Here is a 21,646-nt window from a genome sequence, read left to right as displayed (position 1 = left end):
TCAGCTGTTCTGCCCCACCGGGGGCTCGGCCCGCCGTGCGGCCACGAGCATGACGACCACGGAAGCCAGCGCGATCGCCGCACCGGTGTAGAGCGGCGCCGTGTAGCCGAGGCCCGCGCTGATGGCGAGGCCGCCGAGCCAGGCGCCGAGGGCGTTGCCGACGTTGGACGCGGACACATTGGCGCTCGCGGCCAGCGCCGCGCCGTGGGCGGCATCGGTCACCCTGGTGATCATGCCGGGAACGCCGGCGAACCCGGCCACCCCCATCAGGAACACCAGGATCACCGACGCCACGGCACTGCCGGCCAGCAGGCCGAACGCGGCCAGGGTGACGGTCAGTCCGAGCGCCGAAAGAACCAGGGTGCGGTCCCGGGCCCGGTCCGCGGCCCGCCCGCCGATCAGGTTCCCCACGACCAGACCGACGCCGTACACCATCAGCAGCCAGGCGACATCCGCCGACGAGAAGCCGCTGACCTCGGTGAGGGTGTACGCGAGGTAGCTGAACGCCCCGAACATCCCGCCGTAGCCGAGCGCGGTGGCCGTCAGTGTCAGCCAGACCTGCGAGGACCGGAACGCCCGGAGCTGGTCCCGCAGGCCGGTGGGCACCCCGGCCCCCGTCACCGTCCCGGCCCGGCCGGGGACGAGGGCGACGATGCCGGCCAGTGCCAGCACGCCGATCGCGGTGACCGCCCAGAAGGCCGCCCGCCAGCCCCAGCGCTCGCCCACCAGCGCACCGAACGGCACACCCAGTACGTTCGCGACCGTCAGCCCGGCGAACATCACCGCCACCGCCCGGGACTTCCGCTCCGGTGCGACCAGACTGCCGGCGACGAGCGAGCCGATGCCGAAGAACGAGCCGTGACACAGCGCGGCGACGATCCGCCCGAGCAGCATCACGGAGTAGGTGGGCGCGATCGCGGACAGCAGATTGCCGATGACGAACAACGCCATCAGACCCACCAGGACCTGCTTGCGAGGCAGCCGCGCCGTCGTCGCGGTGAGCAGGATCGCGCCGACGGCGACACTCAGCGCGTACCCGGAGATCAGCCGGCCCGCGGTCGCCTCGGACACCGCGAAGTCCGACGCCACCTGCGGCAGCAGCCCGGCGATCAGGAACTCGGTCAGCCCGATGCCGAACCCGCCGAGTGCCAGCGCCACCAGCCCGCTCGGCACCCGCCGCGGCCCGGCCGCGCGCGCCTCCACCGGCACCTGCCGGTCGTCGACCCCGAATCCGCCCATGCACCGACCTTCACCGCCGACACCGGCTCCGTCCATGGACAAAGACCGACGGTGCTTGGACGAATCGGGATCACCGCCGCGGTCCTCGGTCTGTACCAGCCCGGCGTCGCCGCCGACGGCCTCGACCGTCCCTTCCTGCTGGTCGGCAAGGACGGCAACGACCTCGACACGGTGCCGTCCTGGAACGCCCTGTGGCGGCACAGCCGCGGCCCGCGCGAGGGCCTGACAGTGCGCGGCGCGGAACACGCCACGTACACCGACGCGGAGGCGATGATCCCGCAGCTCGCCCGCCGGCTCGGCCTGCCCCGGAAGACGGTCGTCGAGAACATCGGCACCATCGCCCCGGGACACGCGATCGCCGCCGAACGAGCAGTCCTCGCCTCGTTGTTCGACCGCCGGCTGCGTGGACGTGACGGCGAAGTCCTGCCCGGCCGTCATCCGGAGGTGCGCGCCTTCTCCCGCTGAGCAGCAGCCCCTTGCCGCGAGTCGACCACGTCCCCGCCCGTCGACCCTGCCCTGGTCCCTCGCGTCCCCTCCTCTCCCGTCCCGTCGCGGCTCGTGCGCCGCGCCGTATTCGCGATGGCCGGACCCGGCAGGTTCAGGAGATGCCGGCCGCCCGTGTGGGGTATCTCCTGCGAGGCAGGCCTTCCCCGCCCCGGTAATCGTCCGCTCCAGGGTCGTACGGCCTCCGTCGAGGGGCCGAGCGGCGGGCCGCAGGGCGCCTGCGGCCCCTGCCCGGGGCGCCGGGGAGCGACCAGCATCGTCCGCGGAGCCGCCGCACGTCCCGGCGCGCCGTCCTCGGGCGCTGTCCTGGGGCGATCACGGCAGTCGGCGGTCCCTTCCACCGTGCAACGGAGCAGAAGGGAACTCGACATGACCCACCGGAACGTGGTCGTCGGAGTGGACGGTTCGCTGATCGCCGTACGGGCGCTGGACCTGGCCGCGGACGAAGCCGTACGGCGTGCCGCCGGACTGCACATCGTGTACGCGGTGCCCGACCGCGACGAGGCCCCGCCGGTGCTCGCCTCGGCCGCCGCCCGCGTCCGCGCACGGCACCCGCGACTGCCCGTCGTGACCAGTGCCGTCGAGAGCGGCGCCGTGGAGGCGCTCGACCACGAGAGCGAGCGCGCGGCCCTCACGGTCGTGGGCACCCGGGGGCTCGGCGGTGTCACCGGCCGGCTGGCCGGTGCGGTCAGTCTTAGGCTTGCCGCGCAGACCCGGGTACCCCTGCTGGTCGTACGTGACGACCGTCCGTGCGACCGGAGCACGCCGGCAGCGCGGTCGGAGCGGGAGCTCCGCGGCGGTCCGCCGGTACTGCTGGGCCTGGGGAGCGACGCCGACGCGGACGTTGCTGCCTGCGCCTTCCAGGAGGCGGAGCGGCGCCGGGTGCCGCTCCGGGTCCTGCACGCGGCGGCCCATCGGCACACCGCGCCCCGGGCCGACGTCGACCGGCTGCGCGAGCGGCACCCCGAAATCCTTGTCGACGCCTGCAGGGTGCGTACCGGCCCGGCGCGGGCCCTGGTGGAAGCCACTCGCGACGCGGCCGTCGTCGTCATCGGCGTCCACCGCCGGTCCGGCCCGCTCGGCCGGCACCTCGGCCCCGTCGCGCACGCCCTGCTGCACCGCTCCAACTGCCCGGTGCTGCTGGTGCCGATCACCAGCTGACGGGTCCTCAACGTCCCTCACAGCGAGGGACGTTCGGCCCTGTGAGGTGGGCGGGGCAGCCCCCTGCGGAGCGGGTGCGACAGCGGGACATTGAAGGCGCAACGAATACGTCGGATCCCCACGCACCACCCCTTGGAAGGGATGAGCATCATGGCAGTCCACCACGACCACCCCCGCCGGCACCTGGGGTTCCACCTCCCCTCCCTGCGCAGGGCCGGGATGGCGCCCGAGTCCGGTGAGGTGACGACCGCGGCGGCGATGGCGACCAGCGCACACGCGCTCGCCGGGCTCCGTCTGGTGACCGGGTTCGTCTTCCTGTGGGCGTTCCTGGACAAGACGTTCGGCTTCGGCTATGCCACCCCGTCCGGAAAGGGCTGGATCGACGGCGGCTCGCCGACCAAGGGCTTCCTCGGCTCCGTCGCCGCCGGCCCGATGCAGTCCACGTTCCACGACTGGGCCGGACAGGTCTGGGCGGACTGGCTGTTCATGCTCGGTCTGCTCGGCATCGGCCTCGCGCTGGTCGCCGGCATCGGCCTGCGGATCGCCGCGGTCGCCGGCACCCTGATGATGGCGTTCATGTGGATCGCCGAGTGGCCGCCGGCCAAGCACCTCTCGGACGGTTCGGCGAGCATGTCCACCAACCCGTTCGCCGACTACCACCTTGTCTACGCCGTCGTCATGATCGCCCTGGCGGCCGCGGGCGCCGGCACGGTCTGGGGCCTGGGCAAGGTCTGGGCGCGGCTCCCCTTCGTCAGCCGCAACCGCTGGCTGCTCTGACCCTCGGGTTGCACACCGAAACACGGCAGGCCCCGGAACGGGGCCTGCCGTGCTGTGGTCGGTGGCCGGGCACCGCGAGCCGATACGGGGAAGACCGGTCTGTTCGGCGAGCCGCACGATGCGCGCGGTGTCGCAGGAGGCCGTGGCGTCGGATCGGGCCCGTGCGGTACGGCGCCACGGCCCTGGGAACTCACTCGTGCGGCACGATCGCGACCGGGCAGCGGACGTGGTGCATCACGGCGTGCGCGACGGGGCCGGTGTGCGAGCCCAGCCGGGCCGGACGGATCCGGCGGCCGACGGCCAGCAGACCGGCGTCCTGCGCGGCGCTCAGCAGCCGCTGAGCCGGATGCCCCTCCTCCGCCTGCTCGACGACCTCGACGGTGGGGAACTTCTCCCGCCACGGGGCGAGCGCCGCGGTCAGAGCCCGCCGGGCGGCGGCCTCCTCCGCCTGGTGCGCCCCGGCGTCCGCAACGGCCCGCACCATCGGCAGCCGCCAGGCGTACACCGCCCGCAACGGCGCCCCGCGCAGGGCCGCGCTCTCGAACGCGAACGCGAGCACCTGTTCCGCGGGCCGCACCGCGTCGACACCGACGACCACGGCGCGGTACGGGGTGTCGGCCGACGGGCGCCCCTCCGGATCCGGGGTGTGCTCGTCCTCGACGGTCTGGTCGGCGCGGACGAGCACGACGGGCCGTGCCACCCGGGTCACCGTCTGCAGCGCCACCGAACCGGCCAGGAACCCGCCGAACCCACTGAACGCCCGGCTGCCGAGCACCAGCAGTTCACCGGCGTCGCCTGCGGAGACGAGCGCCTCGGCGGCGGGCCGGGCGATCTGCTCCGCGCTCAGGTACACCTGCGGATACCGTTCGTTGATCCGGTCCATGGCGTCGCGCAGGATCCGCCGTGCCCAGTGGCGCGGGACAGAGAGCTCCGGCGGTTCCGACTCACCTGCGGCCGGTGAGTCGGCCGCGTGCACCAGGCGCAGCGGCAGACCGCGCCGCAAGGCCTCCCGCGCCGCCCAGTCGGCGGCGGTGAGACTCTCCCGCGATCCGTCCAGTCCTACGACTACAGGGCGAAGCACGACCCTCACCTCTCTCGGATCCGTGCCCGCGCCCGGTGGTACGGGCTCCGTACCACCAGGGTCGCCGCGCGACGCCGGTCGGGGCAGGGGCTGCCCGGCCCCGGGAGCGGGCCGAACGTCCCTCACAGCCGCAGGGTGAACCAGGTGGTCTTCCCCTCGTCCGTGGGTCGTACCCCCCAGCTGTCGGCGAGCGTACGGACGAGGAGCAGCCCCCGGCCGGACTCCTCGTCCTCGGCGGCCCGGCGTGGCCGGGGCAGCTGCGGGCTGCGGTCGCTGATCTCGACGGTGAGGTCGGTGGCGGTGCGGTGCAGATGCAGGCCGATGGGACCCTCGCCGTGCTGGACGGCGTTGGTCAGGGTCTCCGACAGCAGCAGGAGCGCGTCGTCCACGCCCGCGGCGCAGTCCCAGGCGGTGAGCGCCTTGTGCAGGAACGCCCGCCCTTCCGGCACCGAGGAGGGGCAGGCCGGAAGAGCGGTGGTGAGGGCCGCCAGCGGCGCGGCCGGCAGCTGCGCGAGCAGCAGGGTGACGTCGTCGTTGTGGCTCTCGGCGTCCGGGAGCAGGCTCGCCAGCACCTGGTCGGCGGCGGTCTCCAGGCATGGGGTACCGGTGAAGAACTCCTCCAGGGTGACGCTGAGTTCGGAGATCCGGCCCTCGATGTCACTTCCGGGGGTCTCGATCAGCCCGTCCGTGTACAGCACGAGGGTCGACCCGGGCGGGACGGCCGTGCGGGACTGCTCGTAGAGGATGCCGCCCACCCCCAGCGGGGCGTTGACCGGCGAGTCGAGGATGCCGACCGCGCCGTCGCCGGCGCCCGCGACGAGCGTCGGCAGATGGCCGGCCGAGCAGACGGTCACGGTCCCGGAGTCGGGGGCGATGACCAGATAGCAGCAGGTGACGAGCTGGTCGGGGACGTCGAGGTCGGCCACGCAGGAGTCCAGGGCCTGCATCAGCAGCCGGGGTTCCATCCCGGTCTTGGCGAGCGCGTGCGCCGCCGAGCGCAACTGGCCCATGACGGCGGCGGCCTCCAGCCCGCGGCCCATGACGTCACCGATGAGCACGCCCACCCGGTCGGCGCCCAGCGGTATCAGGTCGAACCAGTCGCCGCCCACCCCGGCACCCTGGGTGGCGGGCCGGTAGCGGCTGGCGGTGGCGAGGCCGGGGAGCGCGGGCGGGGTGCCCATCAGGCTGCGCTGCAGGGTGAGGGCGATGTGCCGCTGCTGCTCGTACAGGGCGGTCAGTTCGGCCTCGGCGCGCTTGCGGTCGCTGATGTCCCGGACGATGGCGCAGGCCCCGACGACCCGGCCCCGGGTGTCGCGCGTCGGCCACAGGGTCACGTCCACGTCCAGCAGGGCGCCGGAGTCGGTGACCCGCAGCGTCTCGAAGTGCTCGACCTTCTCGCCCTGGCGCAGCCGGGTCAGCAACGCGCTGATCTCGCCGCGGAGTTCAACCGGGGCGAGCATGGAGACGTGCCGGCCGATGGCCTCCTCGGCGGTGTAGCCGTAGAGGTCCTGTGCCGCCGCGTTCCAGTACGTGATGTACCCGTCGAGGGTCTTGGCGAGGATGGCGTCCTGGGAGGACTCGACGAGGGCGGCGAGTTCGTTGATGCGGGCCTCGGCGGCCTTGCGGTCGCTGACGTCGCGGACGGCGGCGGACACCAGCAGCCCGTCCTCCGTCTCCATCGGGCTGAGACTGATCTCCACCGGGAACTCGGTGCCGTCCTTGCGCAGCCCGTGCAGTTCCAGACCGGCACCCATCGGACGCACCTGGCGGTTGGCCGAGTAGCCGCCCCGGTGCCGGGTGTGCTGGCTGTGGAAGCGGGTCGGTATCAGCAACTCGACCGGACGGCCGAGGAGTTCCTCGCGGCGGTAGCCGAAGAGCGCCTCGGTCTGCGCGTTGACCAGCTTGATGATGCCCGAGCCGTCGACGATGACCATCGCGTCCGGCGCGGCCTCCAGCAGACCGCGGAAGCGTTCCTCCGCGGCGCCGGTTGCCTGTCCGGCAGCCGCAGAACGGCTGCACGTGCAGTGCTCCGCCTCCGCCGTGACGATCACACGCGCCCGTTCGCCTTCGAGGGAGCCGGCCATGTCCGCCCCACCCCTTTCCCAACGATGGTTGGGGTCATCTCAGCGGTTCCGGCGCGCTCGGGCGAGGAGAAGTCGTTTACTGGCCGTGACCGGCCGAACCTGTCCGGTGCGGCACACTGGTTGGTCACCTTGTGTGCGGGACCGGCGACCGGGCCGTGGGGGCAGCGAGGGATGGGCCGATCTGCCTCCCCCCGGGGGGCACGGCATCAGCTCACGGCGCGAGGGAGAAATAGTTCTCCTCCTCCTGCGTGAAGTGCAGGCGCAGCACGGTGTGCAGTCCGTACAGGCAGGCCCGCAGATCGTCGAGTTGCTCCGGGGCCAGGGGGCCGGCCGGGCCGGCGAGCGCGAGGTGGGTGGCGATGCGGCGGGCGAGGCGGTCGATCTCAGCATGGGCGCGGCTCATCGTCGCGGTGGCCTCGGGGCCGCCGAGGGCGGCGGCGAGCGCCGGGTAGAGCTGGTGCTCCTCCGCGTACTCGTGCGGCAACAGCCGCTCGGTGAGCAGCCGGTGGACCTCCGCCACCGCCGCCAGGGACTCCGGCCCGGCGCCGTCGGAGAGACGGTCGGCGGCCGAGCGTACGGCCTCCAGCACGTCCCGCAGGTCGTCGTGTTCGGCCGCGAAGCGGTGGATGAGCGCCTCCGTGGAGGGCCTCAGGGCCGACCGGGCCGCCCGGTCGTCGGCGAGCGCACGCAAGGCGTTGAGGATCACCAAGACGTCGATCCCTTCCTGGAGGAGGGCACCGACGGCCGGTGGGAGCAGACCGGCGGCGGCCGCGGCCATCGCGGCCAGCGACAGCGCCATTCCGCCGAGCGCGCTCTGCACGGCGATGCGCCGGGACCGTACGGCGACGGCGACCGCGTCGGCCAGACGGTCCACCCGGTCGGTGGTCAGCACGATGTCGGCCGCCTCCGAGGACGCGGTGGCGCCGCGCGCCCCCATGGCCACGCCGATGTCGGCGGCGGCGAGGGCGGGTGCGTCGTTCACGCCGTCGCCCACCATCACGGTGACCGCACGGGCGCGTTCCGCGCGGACCGCGGCGACCTTGTCGGCCGGGGAGAGACCGGCCCGCACCCCGTCGAGGCCGAGCACGGCGCCGACCTCCTGGGCGGGTTCGGGACGGTCGCCGGTGAGCATCACGAGCCGTTCGACGCCCGCCGCGCGCAGCCGGCGCAGGGTGCGCGGCGCGTCGGGGCGCAGCGGATCGTGCAGTAGGACGGCACCGACCGGGCGGCCGTCGACGCTCAGCCAGGCCACGGCCGCCCCGTCGAGCAGGGCCCGGTTGTCCACCGCGCGGACCCAGCCCGGCTTCTCTGCGGAGGGGGCGAGACGGCCGACCTCCATGCGGCGGCCCGCGAGTGTACCGGCCGCGCCCCGGCCGGGCTCCTCGGACACGTCCTGCGGCACGGACAGCGGCAGCCCCCGCTCACGGGCCGCACCGACCACCGCCTGCGCCAGCACGTGCGGCGAGTACTGGTCGAGCGAGGCGGCGAGCCGCAGCACCTGGCTGGACTGCCAGCCGGGCGCGGCGACCACGTCAAGGACCTGGGGACGGCCCTTGGTGAGCGTCCCGGTCTTGTCCAGGAGCAGCGTCCGGGCCCGGCCCAGGGCCTCCAGCGCCCCGCCGTCCCGTACCACCACACCGAGGCGCGAGGCCCGCGACAGCCCGGAGACGACGGCCACCGGCGCAGCCAGCAGCAGCGGACACGGCGTGGCGACCACCAGGACCGCCACCGCGCGCACGGCGGAGCCGGTGATCAGCCAGGCCAGCCCCGCGGTCACCAGGGACAGCGGCAGGAACCAGGCCGCGTACCGGTCGGCCAGCCGTACGACGGGCGCGGACTCGGCCCCGGCCTGCTGGGCCAGCCGGACGATCCCGGCGTAGGTGCTGTCCCGCTCGGTCGCCGTGGCGCGCATCTCGAACGCACCGCCCGCGTTGACGGCACCGCTGCGCAGCGACTCGCCGGCCGGGCGCCGTACGCTCAACGGCTCGCCGGTGAGCACCGATTCGTCCAGTACGGCCGTGGCATCGGTCACCCGGCCGTCGACGGGGACGACCTCGCCGGGGCCGACGACGAGCAGGTCGCCGGGCACCACCTCGGCGGACGGCACGATCCGCACCTCGGTGCCGCTGCGCCGCCGCGCGGTGCGGGGGGCGTGTTCCAGCAGGGCGCGCAGGTCCCGGGAGGCGCGGCGCTGTGCCGCGGACTCCAGGGTGCGGCCGGTGGCGAGCATCAGGGCGATCAGAGCGCCGGCCAGGTACTCGCCCACGGCCAGCGTGCCGCCGAGGGCCACCACCGCGATCAGGTCCACGCCCGCGTGTCCGCGGAGCAGGGCCGCCAGCACCCAGCCGACGGCGGGTACGACGGCGGCGGCGGTGCCGACGGCCCAGCAGAGGTCGGCGAGGCCGTGGGCGCCGAGCAGCCAGGCGACGGCGCCTGCGGTCAGCGCGGCGGCCGTGACAGCCAGGAGGGCGGGTTCGGTTCCCGGGAGCCGGAGCGGCCTGATCCGCAGTGCGTGACTCATGACGGTCCTCGCTGGGGCGACCACAGGCCGTCAGCCGTGTGTGACGACGGTGGCCGGGAGCGCGGCGAGGGCGGGCCGCGGCCCGGTCCCGGGGACCGTCGGCCCGCGCCGTCCGTACCGTCGCGCGGGCGGGACGTCGGACCCGACGAAGCCGTCGAACGCGGAACCGGTCATGACACACCTCCGATGCCGGCGCGACAGCCGGGTCAGGACGTCGCGCGGTTGCCTCTGATCCCAGCCTCCGCGCCCGCGGGCCCGCCCGGGGAGGGCCGGTCGGGTGCGCTGCCGGGCCCGTACGGCCCAGTGCTGGCCGGACCGGTCAGGCAGACGCTGACACCGGACAGTGCGGCGGTGACCGCCCGGCCACGGGCCCCGTCCGCACCGTGCCGCCGTGTCCCGGTGCCCGGGACGGAATCTGCGGAGAAGGGGAGGCCTGGCGTGAACGGTCCGGTTGTCGTGGCGTGGTCGGCACGTACGGCAGGCGGGGACTCCCGCCGGGCTCGGCCGGCCGCACGCTGCTGCGGCACGCACACTGCTCGGTCGCCGTGGTCCCGCCGGGAAGGGCGTGAGCACGGAGGCACCGGTGCGGGGTGGCAGGTCATGACCGGGCAGGTTCGGCCTGCTTGCCTGCCGTCCGCTCCGCACTAGGGGCCGACCGGCGCCCGAGTCGGCGCCGGACACTGCATAGGCGCGCGCCCCGTTCCGCCGGCGCCTGAGGTGCGATGAATCCAGGAGGCGTCGAGTCGGAGGAGGCACGATCATGAAGGACCGGAACGCCTGCTCCGTGACGACTGCCGACGAACGGCAGTCCGGCGGCGACCTCCCGCCGTCGGCCTGCCCGCCCGCCGCCCTTGCACCACCCGTCTGGGGTGGTGATCCGTCCGCCCGTGTCGCTGGAGGAGCGCGGACGCGTACAGGAAGCACTTCGCGGGCCGGGGCGCTCAGGTACCGCACCGCGACGGTGGGAGGAAACGCGGAGGTGCCGCGCGAGGGCGAGCGGTGAACGATGGAGATGAGGTCTGAGGCCGACGTGGTGAGACCGGCCGGCCAGGGCAGTCCGTGACCTCTTCGGCATCGGCCGAAGGCCACGGCGTCCGGGCCGGCGGAACGGGCGGTGACCGGCATGCGTGATGTCACTCCACTCGGCGGGAGCCCCGGCGTACCGCCGGATCCGGCGGACTCGGCCACGGCGGTCGTCGACGACCGGGGAATCGTGACGGGCTGGAGCGCGGGAGCGGAGCACCTGCTGGGCTACCCCTGTCACGAGGCCGTGGGAAGCCCGGTCAGCCGGCTGATCGCCCCGGACGCGGGCGGCGGCGGGGACGGTCTGCCGACCCTGCACGGGCCCGGTACCACGGTCCTGCTCCGGCACCGGGACGGCCGTCACGTGGAGGTGCGGGTGCGGGCGTATCCGTCCGTCGACCGCGAGGGCCGCACCCAGCGCCTCATCGTGGCGACGCCACCGGAGCAGCCACCACCGGATCTGGTGACGGCCGACGAGGCGTTCGCGCAGTGCCGACTGCCCGTGATGGTGTACGACTCCGCGCTGCGGGCCGTACGGGCGACCGCAGGTGCCGTACGGGTACTCGGCCTGAGCGAGGAGCGGATGCGCGGCCGGCGGGTCACCGACATCCTGCCTCCTCACCTCTGTGAACGGATCGAGGACGGCATGGGCCGGGTGCTCGTGACGGGTGAGTCCGAGCGGTTCCATGTCCGGGGCAGGGCCCGGCGGGACGCGCCCGAGAAGGTCTGGTCCGTGGCCGTGTCCCCGCTCGTCACGCCGGCCGGGCAGGTGCGGCACGTGGAGGTCTCGGCGCTCGATGTGACCGAGCAGCACCTGGCCCGGGAGCGGCTGGCGCTGCTGAACGACATCAGCGCGCAGGTGGGCAGCACTCTGGACGTGATGCGGACGGCCCAGGAGATGGCCGACGTCATCGTGGGCCGGCTCGCCGACTTCGTCACCGTCGATCTGCTCGACTCCCTGTACCGCGGGGTCGAGCCGAAGCCCTCCACGACGGGCTCGGTCCCGCTGCGGCGCGCGGCCCAGCAGTCCGTCCTGCCCGGCGCGCCCGAGGCGCTGATCGAGCTGGGAGACGTGGACGACTACCCCGAATTCACACCCCCCGTCCGCTGCCTGGCCACCGGCAGATCCTCACTGCACGGCACCCAGGACGAGGCGATCAGGAACTGGCAACGGGCGGATCCCGGGCGGGCGGGAATCGTCCGCAGGTTCGGCATCCACTCGATCATGGTCATCCCGCTGCGTGCCCGCGGTATCACTCTCGGTGTGGCGGTCCTCGTCCGGCACCAGCGGGAGGATCCCTTCACCCACGACGATCTGCTCCTGGCCGAGGAGATCGGCGCCCGGACCGCCGTGGCCGTGGACAACGCCCGCCGCTACACCCTGGAACGCGGTACCGCACTGGCTTTGCAGCGCAGCCTGCTGCCGAGCCGGCTCTCGGCCCAGGACGCCGCCGAGGTGGCCCATCGCTACCTTCCGGCCCGTACCCGGGCCGGGCTGGGCGGCGACTGGTTCGACGTGATTCCCCTGTCGGGCGCCAGGACGGCGCTGGTGGTGGGCGATGTGGTGGGGCACGGGCTGCGGGCGTCGGCAACCATGGGGCGGCTGCGGACCGCGGTGCGCACGCTCGCCGACGTCGAGCTTCCCGCCGACGAACTGCTCACCCACCTCGACGACCTGGTCACGCACCTGACGGCCGAGGAGGACAGGAACGCGGACCACGAGCCGGACCTCGCAGTTTCGGCGGATCTCATTGCCACCTGTCTGTACGTGGTCTACGACCCGGTCTCCCGCCGGTGCACGGCCGCCTCCGCGGGCCATCCGCCGCCCGCGGTGGTCCGGCCGGACGGCCCGGCGGGATTCGTCGACGTGCCCCCCGGCCCTCCGCTGGGTGTGGGGGGTCTGCCCTTCGAGACCGCCGAGTGGGAGCTGCCCTCCGGCAGCCTCCTTGTGCTCTACACGGACGGCCTGGTCCAGGACACCGGGCACGACCTGGGCAGGGGGCTGGAGCAGCTGCGCCGGCGTCTCGACCGGGCCGTCTGCCGGCCGCTGGAGACGCTGTGCGACGACCTGATCCGGTCGCTGCTGCCTGCGCGGCCCGAGGACGACGCCGCCCTGCTGGTCGCACGCACCCGGGTGCTCGACGCCGACCGGGTCGCCACCTGGGACCTGTCCTCCGACCCGGCACTGGTGGCCGACGCCCGTGCCCAGGTGCTGGCCCGGCTGGACGCCTGGCACCTGCCGGACGTGGCGTTCGCCGTCGAGCTGGTGGTGAGTGAGCTCGTCACGAACGCGATCCGCTACGGGCAACCGCCCATCCGGTTGCGACTGATCCGCGGTGCCGCGCTGATCTGCGAGGTGTCCGACGGCAGTGGCACCGCCCCGCACCTGCGGCGGGCCCGCACGTACGACGAGGGGGGCCGCGGTCTGCTGCTCGTCGCCCAGCTCGCTCAGCGCTGGGGCACCCGGCACTACGCCGGAGGCAAGACCATCTGGGCCGAGTTCGAACTCACCGAGCCGGACAGATGACGGCCCGAGCCGGACAGTCCACGACCGCGGCGGTTCCAGGGCCTCGGTCCAAGGGGGCCGGACGGCCCTGATCTCGGCCCGTCCGGCCTTCGGCCAGGGCCTGGGTGGCTCCGAGTCGCACGAGCGGTTCCCGACCATGCTGGAGGGGTGACGGCCGCCGGCTGCCACGCGAGAAAGTGAGGCGCTCCATGCAGCACCGTACCGTCGCCGACCTGATGACCCGTGCTGTCGTCACGGCCCGGCGTGACACGTCGTTCAAGGAGATCGTCAGGCTGCTGGCGGACAACGACGTCACCGCCGTACCCGTGGTGGACGAACTGGACCACCCCCTGGGAGTGGTGTCCGAGGCCGATCTGCTGCGCAAGTGCTCCGTCCAGGCAGATCCGTCCAGCCGGACGCCGGCCGGCCATCCGGAGGCGTGGGAGAAGGCCGAGGCCGAGGGGTCCCGGGCCGAGGAGCTGATGTCCGCCCCCGCGGTCTGCGCACGTCCTGAGTGGACCGCGGCGGAGGCGGCCCGCGTCATGACCCTCCACAACGTGAAGCGGCTGCCCGTGGTGGACGAGGCGGAGCGGCTCACGGGTGTCGTCAGCCGGGGAGACCTGCTGCGGATCTTCCTGCGCCGCGACGACGCCATCCGCGAGGAGATCGCCCGGGACGTGCTGGGACACACATTGGGCCTCGCACCCTCGGACGTGGTGGTCGAGGTACGCGAGGGGCGGGTGACACTCACGGGAACCGTCGAGGTGAACAGCCTGATCCCGGTCATCGAGCGGCTGGCCGGGAACGTCGACGGCGTGGTCTCGCTCGCCGCACACATCGGGTACCGGACCGGTGCCGCCCGCACGTCCCTCACGGACGCCTGAGCGCCGGGTCGCAGGAAGGCCGGATGCCTCCCGGCACCCGGCCCCGGAGCGAGTCGCCGTGGAGAGCGCCGTCGCTCAGAATGGATCTCACGATCGAAGAAGAACCTCACCCGTGTACGAAGGGGGAGGGAACCATGAAGGTAGGAGTACTGACCGGCGGCGGTGACTGTCCCGGTCTCAACGCCGTGATCCGCAGCGTCGTCCGCAAGGGTGTCCAGGAGTACGGCTTCGAGTTCGCCGGCCTGCGGGACGGCTGGCTCGGTGCGCTCCAGGACCGGGTGGTGCCGCTGGGCGTCCCCGAGGTGCGCGGCATCCTGCCACGCGGCGGAACCATCCTCGGCTCGTCCCGCACCAACCCGTTCAAACACGAGGACGGCGTGCGCCGCATCCAGGACACCCTCGCCGCGCACGGCATCGAGGCCCTCGTCGCGATCGGCGGCGAGGACACGCTCGGCTCGGCGGCCGAGCTGAGCCACCGGGGGATCCCGATCGTCGGCGTGCCCAAGACGATCGACAACGACGTACCCGGCACCGACTACACCTTCGGCTTCGACACGGCCGTGGGCATCGCGACCGAGGCCATCGACCGTCTGCACACCACCGCCGAGTCGCACATGCGCACCCTGGTGGTGGAGGTGATGGGCCGGCACTCCGGATGGATCGCCCTGCACGCCGGTGTAGCGGGCGGTGCCAACGTGATCCTCATCCCGGAACGGCCCTTCGACATCGATCAGGTGTGTGCGTGGGTGAAGCGCCGCTTCGAGTTCCACTACGCGCCGATCGTCGTCACCGCCGAAGGGGCTGTTCCCAAGGAGGGGCAGATGGTCCTCAAGGACCGGTCGCTGGACGAGTACGGCCATGTGCGGCTGTCCGGGATCGGCGACTGGCTGGCCCGCGAGATCTCGCAGCGGACCGGCACGGACGCCCGCACGACGGTGCTCGGTCACGTCCAGCGCGGCGGCACGCCGAGCGCCTTCGACCGGTGGCTGGCCACCCGCTTCGGACTGCACGCCGTCGACGCGGTCAAGGACGGCGCCTTCGGGACCATGGTCGCCCTGAGCGGCACCCGGATCGTACGGGTCCCGATCCCCGGCGCCGAGACGAAGACGAAGATGGTCGACCCGTCGCTGTACGACGAGTTCGGGGTGTTCTTCGGCTGACACCCGCGGTGTTCCTCGGCCGGTCCCTGCGCGGTGTCAGGCGGCGTGCGGTACGACCGCCACCGGGCACCCGGCGTGGTGCAGCACGGCGTGCGTGACCGGCCCCAGCCGGCCCTCGCCGGCGCCCCGGCCGGCACCGCGGCCCACGACCAGCAGGTCGGCTCCGCGGGACGTGTTCAGGAGTGCCTCCGCGGGGTGCAGGAGGACGACATCCGTGCGGACCGCCACCTCGGGGCACTGCTCCTGCCGGGCGCGCAGGGCGTCGGACAACCGCAGGACTTCCTGGTCCTCCCAGGTGGCGCGGTCCTCCTCGGCCACGAACAGCGTCCGCGGCGACACGGCCTCGGCGGGAAAGGCCCATGCCTGCACCGCCCGGAGCACCGCCCCGCGCGTCCGGGCCGCCCCGAACGCGAAGTCCGCCACCTCGCCGACCGGGCGGTGCGCGTCGAAACCCACCACGACCTGAGGGACGGTGCCCGCCGGGCGTGCGCCGTTACCGAAGCCGCCGGGCCGCGGGCCGGGCACCACGACGACGGGGCCGTCGGCGGCAGCCGCCACCCGAAGGGCCACCGAGCCGACCGCGAGGCCGTTGAAGCCGCCCGAGCCCCGGGCGCCGACCACGAGCAGCCCGGCACCGTGAGCCGCGGAGAGCAGAGCCTCGGCCGGGGCGTCGGCGCTCTGCTCGCCCCGCACCCGCAGCTCCGGGTAGCGGGCATGGAGGTCGGCGATCACCCCTTGGACGATGCGCTCGCCCACGCGGCGCAGCGTCTCCCCGGCCTGGTGGGGAACCGCACCTCCCGGAAGGGGCGGAGCGGCGTGCACGACACGCAGGGCAACATCCCGCAGCACCGCTTCCCGCGCCGCCCACTCGGCCGCGGCCAGGCTGTGCTCGGAGCCGTCGACACCGGCCAGCACGGGGTGACTCATCGTGTCCTCCTTCGCCCACCGTGCCTGTTCACGCGTCCTCCACTGTTCCACGGCGGGGCCTTCGACAGTCCCGGCAGGCGCGATGTCCGGCTGCTCGTGGGCCGTTCGGCCCCGACGAAGGACCCGACCGGCTCTGCCGGGACGTCTCCCCGCGCGGATGATGGACAGGGAACCCGTGACGCGGCCGCACGGACTGTGTCACGTCCTGCTGCCCCGCACGTGTGCGGCCGTCTCCAGCGACATTCCGCGGACCAGGAGAGGGCGGAAGCCATGACCGACATCCAAGAGCTGCTGGGCGACGAGGCCAAGGACCTGCTGACCCACTCCGCCCAGGGGATCCCGAGGGAAGACCTGGTACTGCCCGGACCCGACTTCGTCGACCGGGTCGTCTCCGGGACCGACCGCTCGCCCCGGGTGCTGCGCAACCTGCAGTCACTCTTCGGCCACGGCCGGCTGGCAGGCACGGGGTACGTGTCGGTACTGCCGGTCGACCAGGGTATCGAGCACTCCGCGGCGTCGGCGTTCGCCCCGAACCCCCGCTACCTCGACCCCGCGAACATCGTCGAACTCGCCCTCGACGGCGGCTGCAACGCGGTGGCCAGCACACTCGGCGTGCTCGGCGCCGTGTCGCGGCGCTACGCGCACCGGATCCCCTTCATCGTCAAGCTCAACCACAACGAGCTCCTGACCTACCCCAACCACTACGACCAGATCATGTTCGGCGGCGTCGAGCAGTGCTTCGACCTCGGCGCGGCGGGCGTCGGCGCCACGGTCTACTTCGGTTCGGAACAGTCCGACCGCCAGCTGCGGGAGACCAGTGAGGTCTTCGCGCGCGCCCATGAACTGGGCATGTTCACCGTGCTGTGGTGCTACCTGCGCAACTCCGCGTTCAAGCAGGACGGCGTGGACTACGCGCTCTCCGCCGATCTCACCGGCCAGGCCAACCACCTCGGCGTGACGATCGAGGCCGACATCGTCAAACAGAAACAGGCGGAGAACAACGGCGGCTACCGCGCACTGGGCTTCGGCAAGACCCACCCGCTGCTGTACGACAGGCTCACCACCGACCACCCGATCGACCTCACGCGCTGGCAGGTCGCCAACTGCTACATGGGCCGCGTCGGACTGATCAACAGCGGCGGCGCCTCGGCGGGCCAGGGGGACCTGGCCCAGGCGGTACGCACCGCGGTGATCAACAAGCGGGCCGGCGGCACCGGCCTCATCACCGGCCGCAAGGCATTCCAGCGCCCCACCGCCGAGGGCATCGAGCTCCTGCACGCCGTCCAGGACGTCTACCTGGACGAGGGGGTCACCGTCGCCTGACGGGGGCGGGGCCGGACGCCCCGCCAGTGCCCGGGACGGCAGCGGGGGGAAGCCTTCAGGGCGGGCGACGGCCCCACCGTCCGGCACGCCGGTACCGAGCGTCGGCCGGAGGGCGGACACCGCCGGCCGGACCCGGATGCCCCGGGCGGACGACGCCCGGCAGGCCGCACCCGGCTGCGGGCCACGGCGCCGGGCGGCATCGTGATCCGTGGCGAGCGGGGTGAGCATGGCGCGACGGCACACGGATCCCACCGCCGCGACCGGCTCTGCCTCTCGCGCCGACTCTCGAAAGGGAAGCATGCCGCAGCCGGTGACCCGAGCCGGGGACACCGGACCGGCGCCGGGCGGAGTCACCCGGCCGGGCCGGTTCTGGTGGCTCTGCTCGGCACTCGTACTGGCTGCCGCGGTGGTGGCCGCCCTCTCCCGGCGGCGGGAGATCGCGGAGGCGTATGACCTGATCGCCCGTGTGCGGCCACCCGGTCTCGTGATCGCCATGGCACTCGAAGCCACGTCTCTGCTGTGCTTCGCGGCCGTGCCGCGGTGGCTGCTGAGGGTGGGGGGCGTGCGGTGGAGCATGGCGAGGATGACGTGTACCACCGTGGCCGCCAACGCGATGGCGGGTGCGCTGCCGGCCGGCGCGGCTTTCTCGGCCGCCTGGCTGCTGCGCCACCTGTCCCGCCGGGGTGCGGGCGGTGTGCTTGCCGCTGCCGTCCTGGTGACCTCGGGCGTGGCGTCGGCGGCGGGCCTCTGCCTGCTGTTCGCCGCCGGGGTGGCGGTGGCCGGTCCGGCCGGTCCCGGTGCCCTGGTACGCCCGGTGACGGACGACGTACTGCTGCCGGCTCTCGTCGCCGCGCTGGTGCTCCTCGCTCTGTCCCGCTTCGCCGGCTGCCGCCGTCTGCTGTGTTGTGTCTGGAAGAGCACGGGCCGCCGGTACCCGCGAGTGCGCCGCGCGGAATCCGACTTCGCCGGTGTGGTGCGGCAGGCCCGCGCCGCAGAACCCCGGCCGCTGCCCTGGCTGTGGCCGCTCGGCTACGCCTTCCTGAACTGGCTGCTCGATGCGGCTGTCCTGGCCGCCGGGATGTGGGCCCTGGGCATCGAGGTGCCCTGGCGGGGACTGCTCCTGTCCTACGCGCTCACCCAGCTGGCCGGCAGCCTGCACCTGACGCCGGGGAACCTGGGCATCGCCGAAGCGACGCTGTCCGCCCTGCTCGTCATATCCGGTCTGCCGGCCGCACAGGCGATCGCCGCGACGTTCCTCTACCGGATCATCAGCTACTGGGCACTGCAACCCGTCGGCTGGATCTGCTGGGTCGGCCTCGCCCTCGAAGAGACACACACGGCGCGCGGCGGGCGATGAGTTCCCGCCGCGACCCTCTCGCCGGCCGCCGACGAGGCCGGGCAACGCGTCCCGCCCCTGCTCCTCGTCCACGCCCCTGAGAGCGCTGCCGCCGGCTCCTCACCGTTCCGCATCGACCCGCTCGACGGTCCGCGGTCCCCCGGACCCGGGACCGTCGGCTGGTGACCAGGGACATCCGGCCCCTGCCTGCGCGGACGTACCGCGAATTGACTGACGGCGACCCCGATACGAGCCGGCCGTCACCTTGCGCGCCCGGCAGAACGGAGGAACGTCATGACCGACGCTCCGCAGCAGCCCCGGGCCTACCTCGTCGGTGGTGGTATCGCCTCGCTGGCGGCCGCCGCCTTCCTGATCCGCGACGGCGGCTTCCTCGGGCACAACATCCACATACTGGAGGAACTCCCGGTCGCGGGCGGCTCCATGGACGGCCGTGGCGGATCCGCCGGTTACGTCAGCCGGGGTGGCCGCATGCTGGAGGACGAGGCGTACACCTGCCTGTGGAACCTCCTGGAGAGCATCCCGACCCTCACCGACGAGAGCGTGTCGGTACGCGAGGAGATCCGGGCGTTCAGCGCCGAGTGGCCCACCGACGCCAAGGCCCGGCTGATCGGCAAGGGCGCCGAGATCCTGGACGCCTCCGACTACGGCCTCGACACCCGTGACCGCATGGAGCTGACCCGGCTGCTCGTGCTCCCCGAGTCGGTGATCGGGGCCCGCCGGATCGACGAGTTCTTCTCCCCGCACTTCTTCGAGACCAACTTCTGGGCGATGTGGCGCACCACCTTCGCGTTCCAGAACTGGCACAGCGCCATCGAGCTGAAGCGCTACTTCCTGCGCTTCATGCAGGAGTTCCCCCGTATGCACACCCTCTCGGGCGTGCGCCGGACGCGGCTCAACCAGTACGACTCGATCATCCGCCCCCTCCAGGCCTGGCTCATGGAACTCGGCGTTCGCTTCGAGCACGGGGTGCGGGTCACCGACGCAGACATCACCACCGACGCGGACGGTACCCGCCGAGTGCGCCGCCTCCACCTCGACCGCGCCGGACAGCCCGACGTGTACGACCTCGCCACCACCGACCACGCGTTCCTCACCCTCGGCTCCATGACCGCCGATGCCGCCTACGGCGACGACGACACCGCACCCGAGCTCATCCGCGACAAGCGCGACGGCGGCTGGCGGCTGTGGGAGACCCTCGCGGCCAAGGCCGACGACTTCGGGCGCCCGGCCGTCTTCCACGGCAACGTCGACGAGGCCAAGTGGGAGTCCTTCACCCTCACCCTGCGCAGCCCGCTCCTGCTCCAGCGCATCGAGGAACTGTCCGGCAACCTGCCGGGTACCGGCGCGCTGATGACGTTCAAGCACTCCGGCTGGCTGATGTCGATCGTCGTCCCGCACGCCCCGCACTTCGAGGGCCAGCCGGAGGACGTCTACACCGTCTGGGGCTACGGCCTGTTCGTCGACCGCGACGGCGACTTCGTCCACAAGCCGATGGCACAGTGCACCGGCAGGGAGATCCTCACCGAACTCCTCGGCCACCTGGGCATGCCGGACATCGAGGAGCAGGTCGCGGCCACCACGACCGTGATCCCGGTGATGCTGCCCTACATCACCAGCCAGTTCGCCCCGCGCACCCCGCACGACCGGCCGCCGGTCATTCCGCGCGGCGCGGCGAACTTCGCCTTCCTCGGCCAGTTCACCGAGATACCCGAGGACGTCGTCTTCACCGTCGAGTACTCCGTACGCGGCGCGATGCACGCCGTCTACGGCCTGCTCGGCCTCGACCACGAGATCCCCGGCATCCACCATGCCCTCGCCGACCCGAAGACGGCGTTCGGCGTGCTGAAGTCCGCCCTGGCCTGAGACCGCACCGGGCCGTCCCCCAACTCCCCGAAGCCGGCCGCCTCCTGGGCGATTCCTCGGCCAGGCCGCGCCACCCGAGCCGGTCCGGGCCCGACGTATGGAAGCCGCGGTCAGCCGAGCGTCGCGCACCAACCGGGCCGCAGCCTTGAGTGTCAGGAACCGTGACGGTGGCCTCCGAGGGACTGCTGTGCTCCAGGGGAGGCTGGGCCGGCCGACGAGGTGGCCTTGGCGCCGGCCGGACCCCCGCTTGTGCCGGACGACGGGGGCTCGGCGGCGCGGACGGGGAGGCGCTGGTCGTGGGAGCGGCCGAAGGAGACGCCTGACCCAGCCGGCGCGCGGGGACGGCCGCAGCGAGGACCACGGCGAACGGCCGTCCTTCGCACCCCGTCGTCGGGCATCCCGAAGCTTGAGGGACGGCCGGGATGAAAGCGAGCCTATTTCCGCCAGTAATTATTGGCGGCGGCAATGGTCTGGAACTCGACGGCCACAACCCGTGCAGACTCGATGAGGCTTTCCGGAGTGGTGGAGTAGTTGGGTCGACCACCCTTTAGGACATCCAGATCGGGCTGGATGTTGTGAACAGTGTGGCGTGCCAGAGTGAGAGCCAGGGCCCGCCCCTCTTCGGGAGTGCTTGTGATCAGGGAGTTTCCGGGTACGAGGACCAATCCCTCGTCAGGTACTCGATTCATGTCGCCACGGTAACCTGGGTTCTCTCGAAACCTGCATCGCTCGAATACGATGTCGCACGTCTGGAGGGCCATCCGGTATCCGACGGGAAGCGGGACTGCAGATGATGGCATGGGAGTTTCTGCCGGATTCGCTGCTTCGCGACACGGTTGATGTCCTGGCTCGGCTGGTCGAGTTCGCAGGCGCGATCATCATCTTCGCCGGTGCGCTGATCGCGTTCCTCCGATTTGTCGCCGGAACCATGAGAACAAGGCGATACGTAAAGAGGGAAAGGGCTGCGGCGATCGAGGATTTCCACCTTATTCGCCTTGGCCTCGGGCGCTTCCTCGCTCTGGGCCTGGAGTTTCAGCTCGCCGGAGACATCCTGCGTACAGCGGTGGCTCCGACCTTCACGCAGATCGGCCAACTGGCGGCCATCGCCGCGATCCGCACCGCTCTGAACTATTTCCTCGGCAAAGAGATCAAGGAGCAGCGCCAGGAGGTGGAGCGAGCCACGCCTGGTCAGGCCACGTCTTCACACTGATCCGCCGTGGCGGTGCCCGGCGCGGG

Annotated in this window: 17 protein-coding genes; 10 read left to right on the top strand and 7 right to left on the bottom strand. The window is 72.8% G+C overall.

What is annotated here, in order from left to right:
- Window positions 1-1,173 carry an MFS transporter gene (locus ACIRR9_RS06625; protein WP_403748998.1) on the bottom strand — a complete coding sequence of 391 codons (1,173 nt, stop codon included), beginning with the start codon at window positions 1,171-1,173 and terminating at the stop codon, window positions 1-3.
- A gap of 117 nt (window positions 1,174-1,290) precedes the next feature.
- Between ACIRR9_RS06625 and ACIRR9_RS06620 the strand changes: the two genes are divergently transcribed.
- From ACIRR9_RS06620 to ACIRR9_RS06610, 3 genes are all read left to right on the top strand, one after another.
- Entirely contained in the window at window positions 1,291-1,704 is a 414-nt protein-coding gene (locus ACIRR9_RS06620) for a hypothetical protein (RefSeq protein WP_403748270.1), read from the top strand.
- A gap of 408 nt (window positions 1,705-2,112) precedes the next feature.
- Window positions 2,113-2,904, top strand: a complete 792-nt coding sequence (locus ACIRR9_RS06615; protein ID WP_403748267.1) for a universal stress protein — start codon at window positions 2,113-2,115, stop codon at window positions 2,902-2,904.
- A gap of 150 nt (window positions 2,905-3,054) precedes the next feature.
- Window positions 3,055-3,681 (top strand): hypothetical protein, encoded by a 627-nt coding sequence (locus ACIRR9_RS06610; protein WP_403748264.1) that lies wholly within the window; start codon window positions 3,055-3,057, stop codon window positions 3,679-3,681.
- 190 nt (window positions 3,682-3,871) lie between these two features.
- On the opposite strand, the gene ACIRR9_RS06605 is transcribed toward ACIRR9_RS06610, so the two are convergent.
- The 4 genes from ACIRR9_RS06605 to ACIRR9_RS06590 form a co-directional block, all read right to left on the bottom strand.
- Window positions 3,872-4,762, bottom strand: coding sequence for a universal stress protein (locus tag ACIRR9_RS06605; protein WP_403748261.1), 891 nt, complete (start codon window positions 4,760-4,762; stop codon window positions 3,872-3,874).
- Between the two features lie 122 nt (window positions 4,763-4,884).
- Window positions 4,885-6,846, bottom strand: coding sequence for a PAS domain S-box protein (locus tag ACIRR9_RS06600; protein ID WP_403748260.1), 1,962 nt, complete (start codon window positions 6,844-6,846; stop codon window positions 4,885-4,887).
- Between the two features lie 211 nt (window positions 6,847-7,057).
- Complete coding sequence (locus tag ACIRR9_RS06595; RefSeq protein ID WP_403748257.1) at window positions 7,058-9,367, bottom strand: heavy metal translocating P-type ATPase; 2,310 nt, start codon at window positions 9,365-9,367, stop codon at window positions 7,058-7,060.
- A gap of 30 nt (window positions 9,368-9,397) precedes the next feature.
- Complete coding sequence (locus ACIRR9_RS06590) at window positions 9,398-9,541, bottom strand: hypothetical protein (RefSeq protein ID WP_403748254.1); 144 nt, start codon at window positions 9,539-9,541, stop codon at window positions 9,398-9,400.
- Between the two features lie 949 nt (window positions 9,542-10,490).
- Between ACIRR9_RS06590 and ACIRR9_RS06585 the strand changes: the two genes are divergently transcribed.
- The 3 genes from ACIRR9_RS06585 (at window position 10,491) to ACIRR9_RS06575 (ending at window position 14,940) form a co-directional block, all read left to right on the top strand.
- Window positions 10,491-12,917: a SpoIIE family protein phosphatase gene (locus ACIRR9_RS06585; RefSeq protein WP_403748251.1), complete on the top strand. Its 2,427-nt coding sequence runs from the start codon at window positions 10,491-10,493 to the stop codon at window positions 12,915-12,917.
- Between the two features lie 188 nt (window positions 12,918-13,105).
- The gene (locus ACIRR9_RS06580; protein WP_403748250.1) at window positions 13,106-13,780 is read left to right on the top strand and encodes a CBS domain-containing protein; all 675 of its coding nucleotides are present in this window, start codon (window positions 13,106-13,108) and stop codon (window positions 13,778-13,780) included.
- A gap of 134 nt (window positions 13,781-13,914) precedes the next feature.
- Window positions 13,915-14,940 carry a 6-phosphofructokinase gene (locus ACIRR9_RS06575; protein WP_403748248.1) on the top strand — a complete coding sequence of 342 codons (1,026 nt, stop codon included), beginning with the start codon at window positions 13,915-13,917 and terminating at the stop codon, window positions 14,938-14,940.
- A 36-nt stretch (window positions 14,941-14,976) separates the two neighbouring features.
- On the opposite strand, the gene ACIRR9_RS06570 is transcribed toward ACIRR9_RS06575, so the two are convergent.
- Window positions 14,977-15,867: a universal stress protein gene (locus ACIRR9_RS06570; protein ID WP_403748246.1), complete on the bottom strand. Its 891-nt coding sequence runs from the start codon at window positions 15,865-15,867 to the stop codon at window positions 14,977-14,979.
- Between the two features lie 270 nt (window positions 15,868-16,137).
- Between ACIRR9_RS06570 and ACIRR9_RS06565 the strand changes: the two genes are divergently transcribed.
- From ACIRR9_RS06565 to ACIRR9_RS06555, 3 genes are all read left to right on the top strand, one after another.
- Entirely contained in the window at window positions 16,138-17,190 is a 1,053-nt protein-coding gene (locus ACIRR9_RS06565; RefSeq protein ID WP_403748244.1) for a class I fructose-bisphosphate aldolase, read from the top strand.
- 298 nt (window positions 17,191-17,488) lie between these two features.
- Window positions 17,489-18,547 (top strand): YbhN family protein, encoded by a 1,059-nt coding sequence (locus ACIRR9_RS06560; protein ID WP_403748242.1) that lies wholly within the window; start codon window positions 17,489-17,491, stop codon window positions 18,545-18,547.
- 273 nt (window positions 18,548-18,820) lie between these two features.
- Complete coding sequence (locus ACIRR9_RS06555; RefSeq protein ID WP_403748240.1) at window positions 18,821-20,410, top strand: oleate hydratase; 1,590 nt, start codon at window positions 18,821-18,823, stop codon at window positions 20,408-20,410.
- A 434-nt stretch (window positions 20,411-20,844) separates the two neighbouring features.
- On the opposite strand, the gene ACIRR9_RS06550 is transcribed toward ACIRR9_RS06555, so the two are convergent.
- Window positions 20,845-21,099: a hexameric tyrosine-coordinated heme protein gene (locus ACIRR9_RS06550; protein WP_403748238.1), complete on the bottom strand. Its 255-nt coding sequence runs from the start codon at window positions 21,097-21,099 to the stop codon at window positions 20,845-20,847.
- Between the two features lie 104 nt (window positions 21,100-21,203).
- Between ACIRR9_RS06550 and ACIRR9_RS06545 the strand changes: the two genes are divergently transcribed.
- A complete protein-coding gene (locus tag ACIRR9_RS06545) occupies window positions 21,204-21,620 on the top strand; it encodes a DUF1622 domain-containing protein (protein ID WP_403748995.1) in 417 nt (138 codons plus the stop codon).
- Window positions 21,621-21,646 lie beyond the last annotated feature (26 nt).

This window comes from Streptomyces sp. NPDC101234, from assembly GCF_044767525.1.
In the GTDB taxonomy this organism is placed as follows: Bacteria; Actinomycetota; Actinomycetes; order Streptomycetales; family Streptomycetaceae; genus Streptomyces; species Streptomyces sasae.
This window is presented reverse-complemented; position numbering and strand designations above follow the sequence as displayed.

Bases quoted from the DNA above. Each gene is read 5' to 3' on its own strand.
- ACIRR9_RS06615 (WP_403748267.1), top strand. From the start codon at position 2,113: ATGACCCACCGGAACGTGGTCGTCGGAGTGGACGGTTCGCTGATCGCC.
- ACIRR9_RS06555 (WP_403748240.1), top strand. From the start codon at position 18,821: ATGACCGACGCTCCGCAGCAGCCCCGGGCCTACCTCGTCGGTGGTGGT.
- ACIRR9_RS06590 (WP_403748254.1), bottom strand. From the start codon at position 9,541: ATGACCGGTTCCGCGTTCGACGGCTTCGTCGGGTCCGACGTCCCGCCC.
- ACIRR9_RS06565 (WP_403748244.1), top strand. From the start codon at position 16,138: ATGACCGACATCCAAGAGCTGCTGGGCGACGAGGCCAAGGACCTGCTG.
- ACIRR9_RS06595 (WP_403748257.1), bottom strand. From the start codon at position 9,367: ATGAGTCACGCACTGCGGATCAGGCCGCTCCGGCTCCCGGGAACCGAA.
- ACIRR9_RS06545 (WP_403748995.1), top strand. From the start codon at position 21,204: ATGGCATGGGAGTTTCTGCCGGATTCGCTGCTTCGCGACACGGTTGAT.
- ACIRR9_RS06585 (WP_403748251.1), top strand. From the start codon at position 10,491: ATGCGTGATGTCACTCCACTCGGCGGGAGCCCCGGCGTACCGCCGGAT.
- ACIRR9_RS06600 (WP_403748260.1), bottom strand. From the start codon at position 6,846: ATGGCCGGCTCCCTCGAAGGCGAACGGGCGCGTGTGATCGTCACGGCG.
- ACIRR9_RS06550 (WP_403748238.1), bottom strand. From the start codon at position 21,099: ATGAATCGAGTACCTGACGAGGGATTGGTCCTCGTACCCGGAAACTCC.
- ACIRR9_RS06580 (WP_403748250.1), top strand. From the start codon at position 13,106: ATGCAGCACCGTACCGTCGCCGACCTGATGACCCGTGCTGTCGTCACG.
- ACIRR9_RS06570 (WP_403748246.1), bottom strand. From the start codon at position 15,867: ATGAGTCACCCCGTGCTGGCCGGTGTCGACGGCTCCGAGCACAGCCTG.
- ACIRR9_RS06610 (WP_403748264.1), top strand. From the start codon at position 3,055: ATGGCAGTCCACCACGACCACCCCCGCCGGCACCTGGGGTTCCACCTC.
- ACIRR9_RS06575 (WP_403748248.1), top strand. From the start codon at position 13,915: ATGAAGGTAGGAGTACTGACCGGCGGCGGTGACTGTCCCGGTCTCAAC.
- ACIRR9_RS06560 (WP_403748242.1), top strand. From the start codon at position 17,489: ATGCCGCAGCCGGTGACCCGAGCCGGGGACACCGGACCGGCGCCGGGC.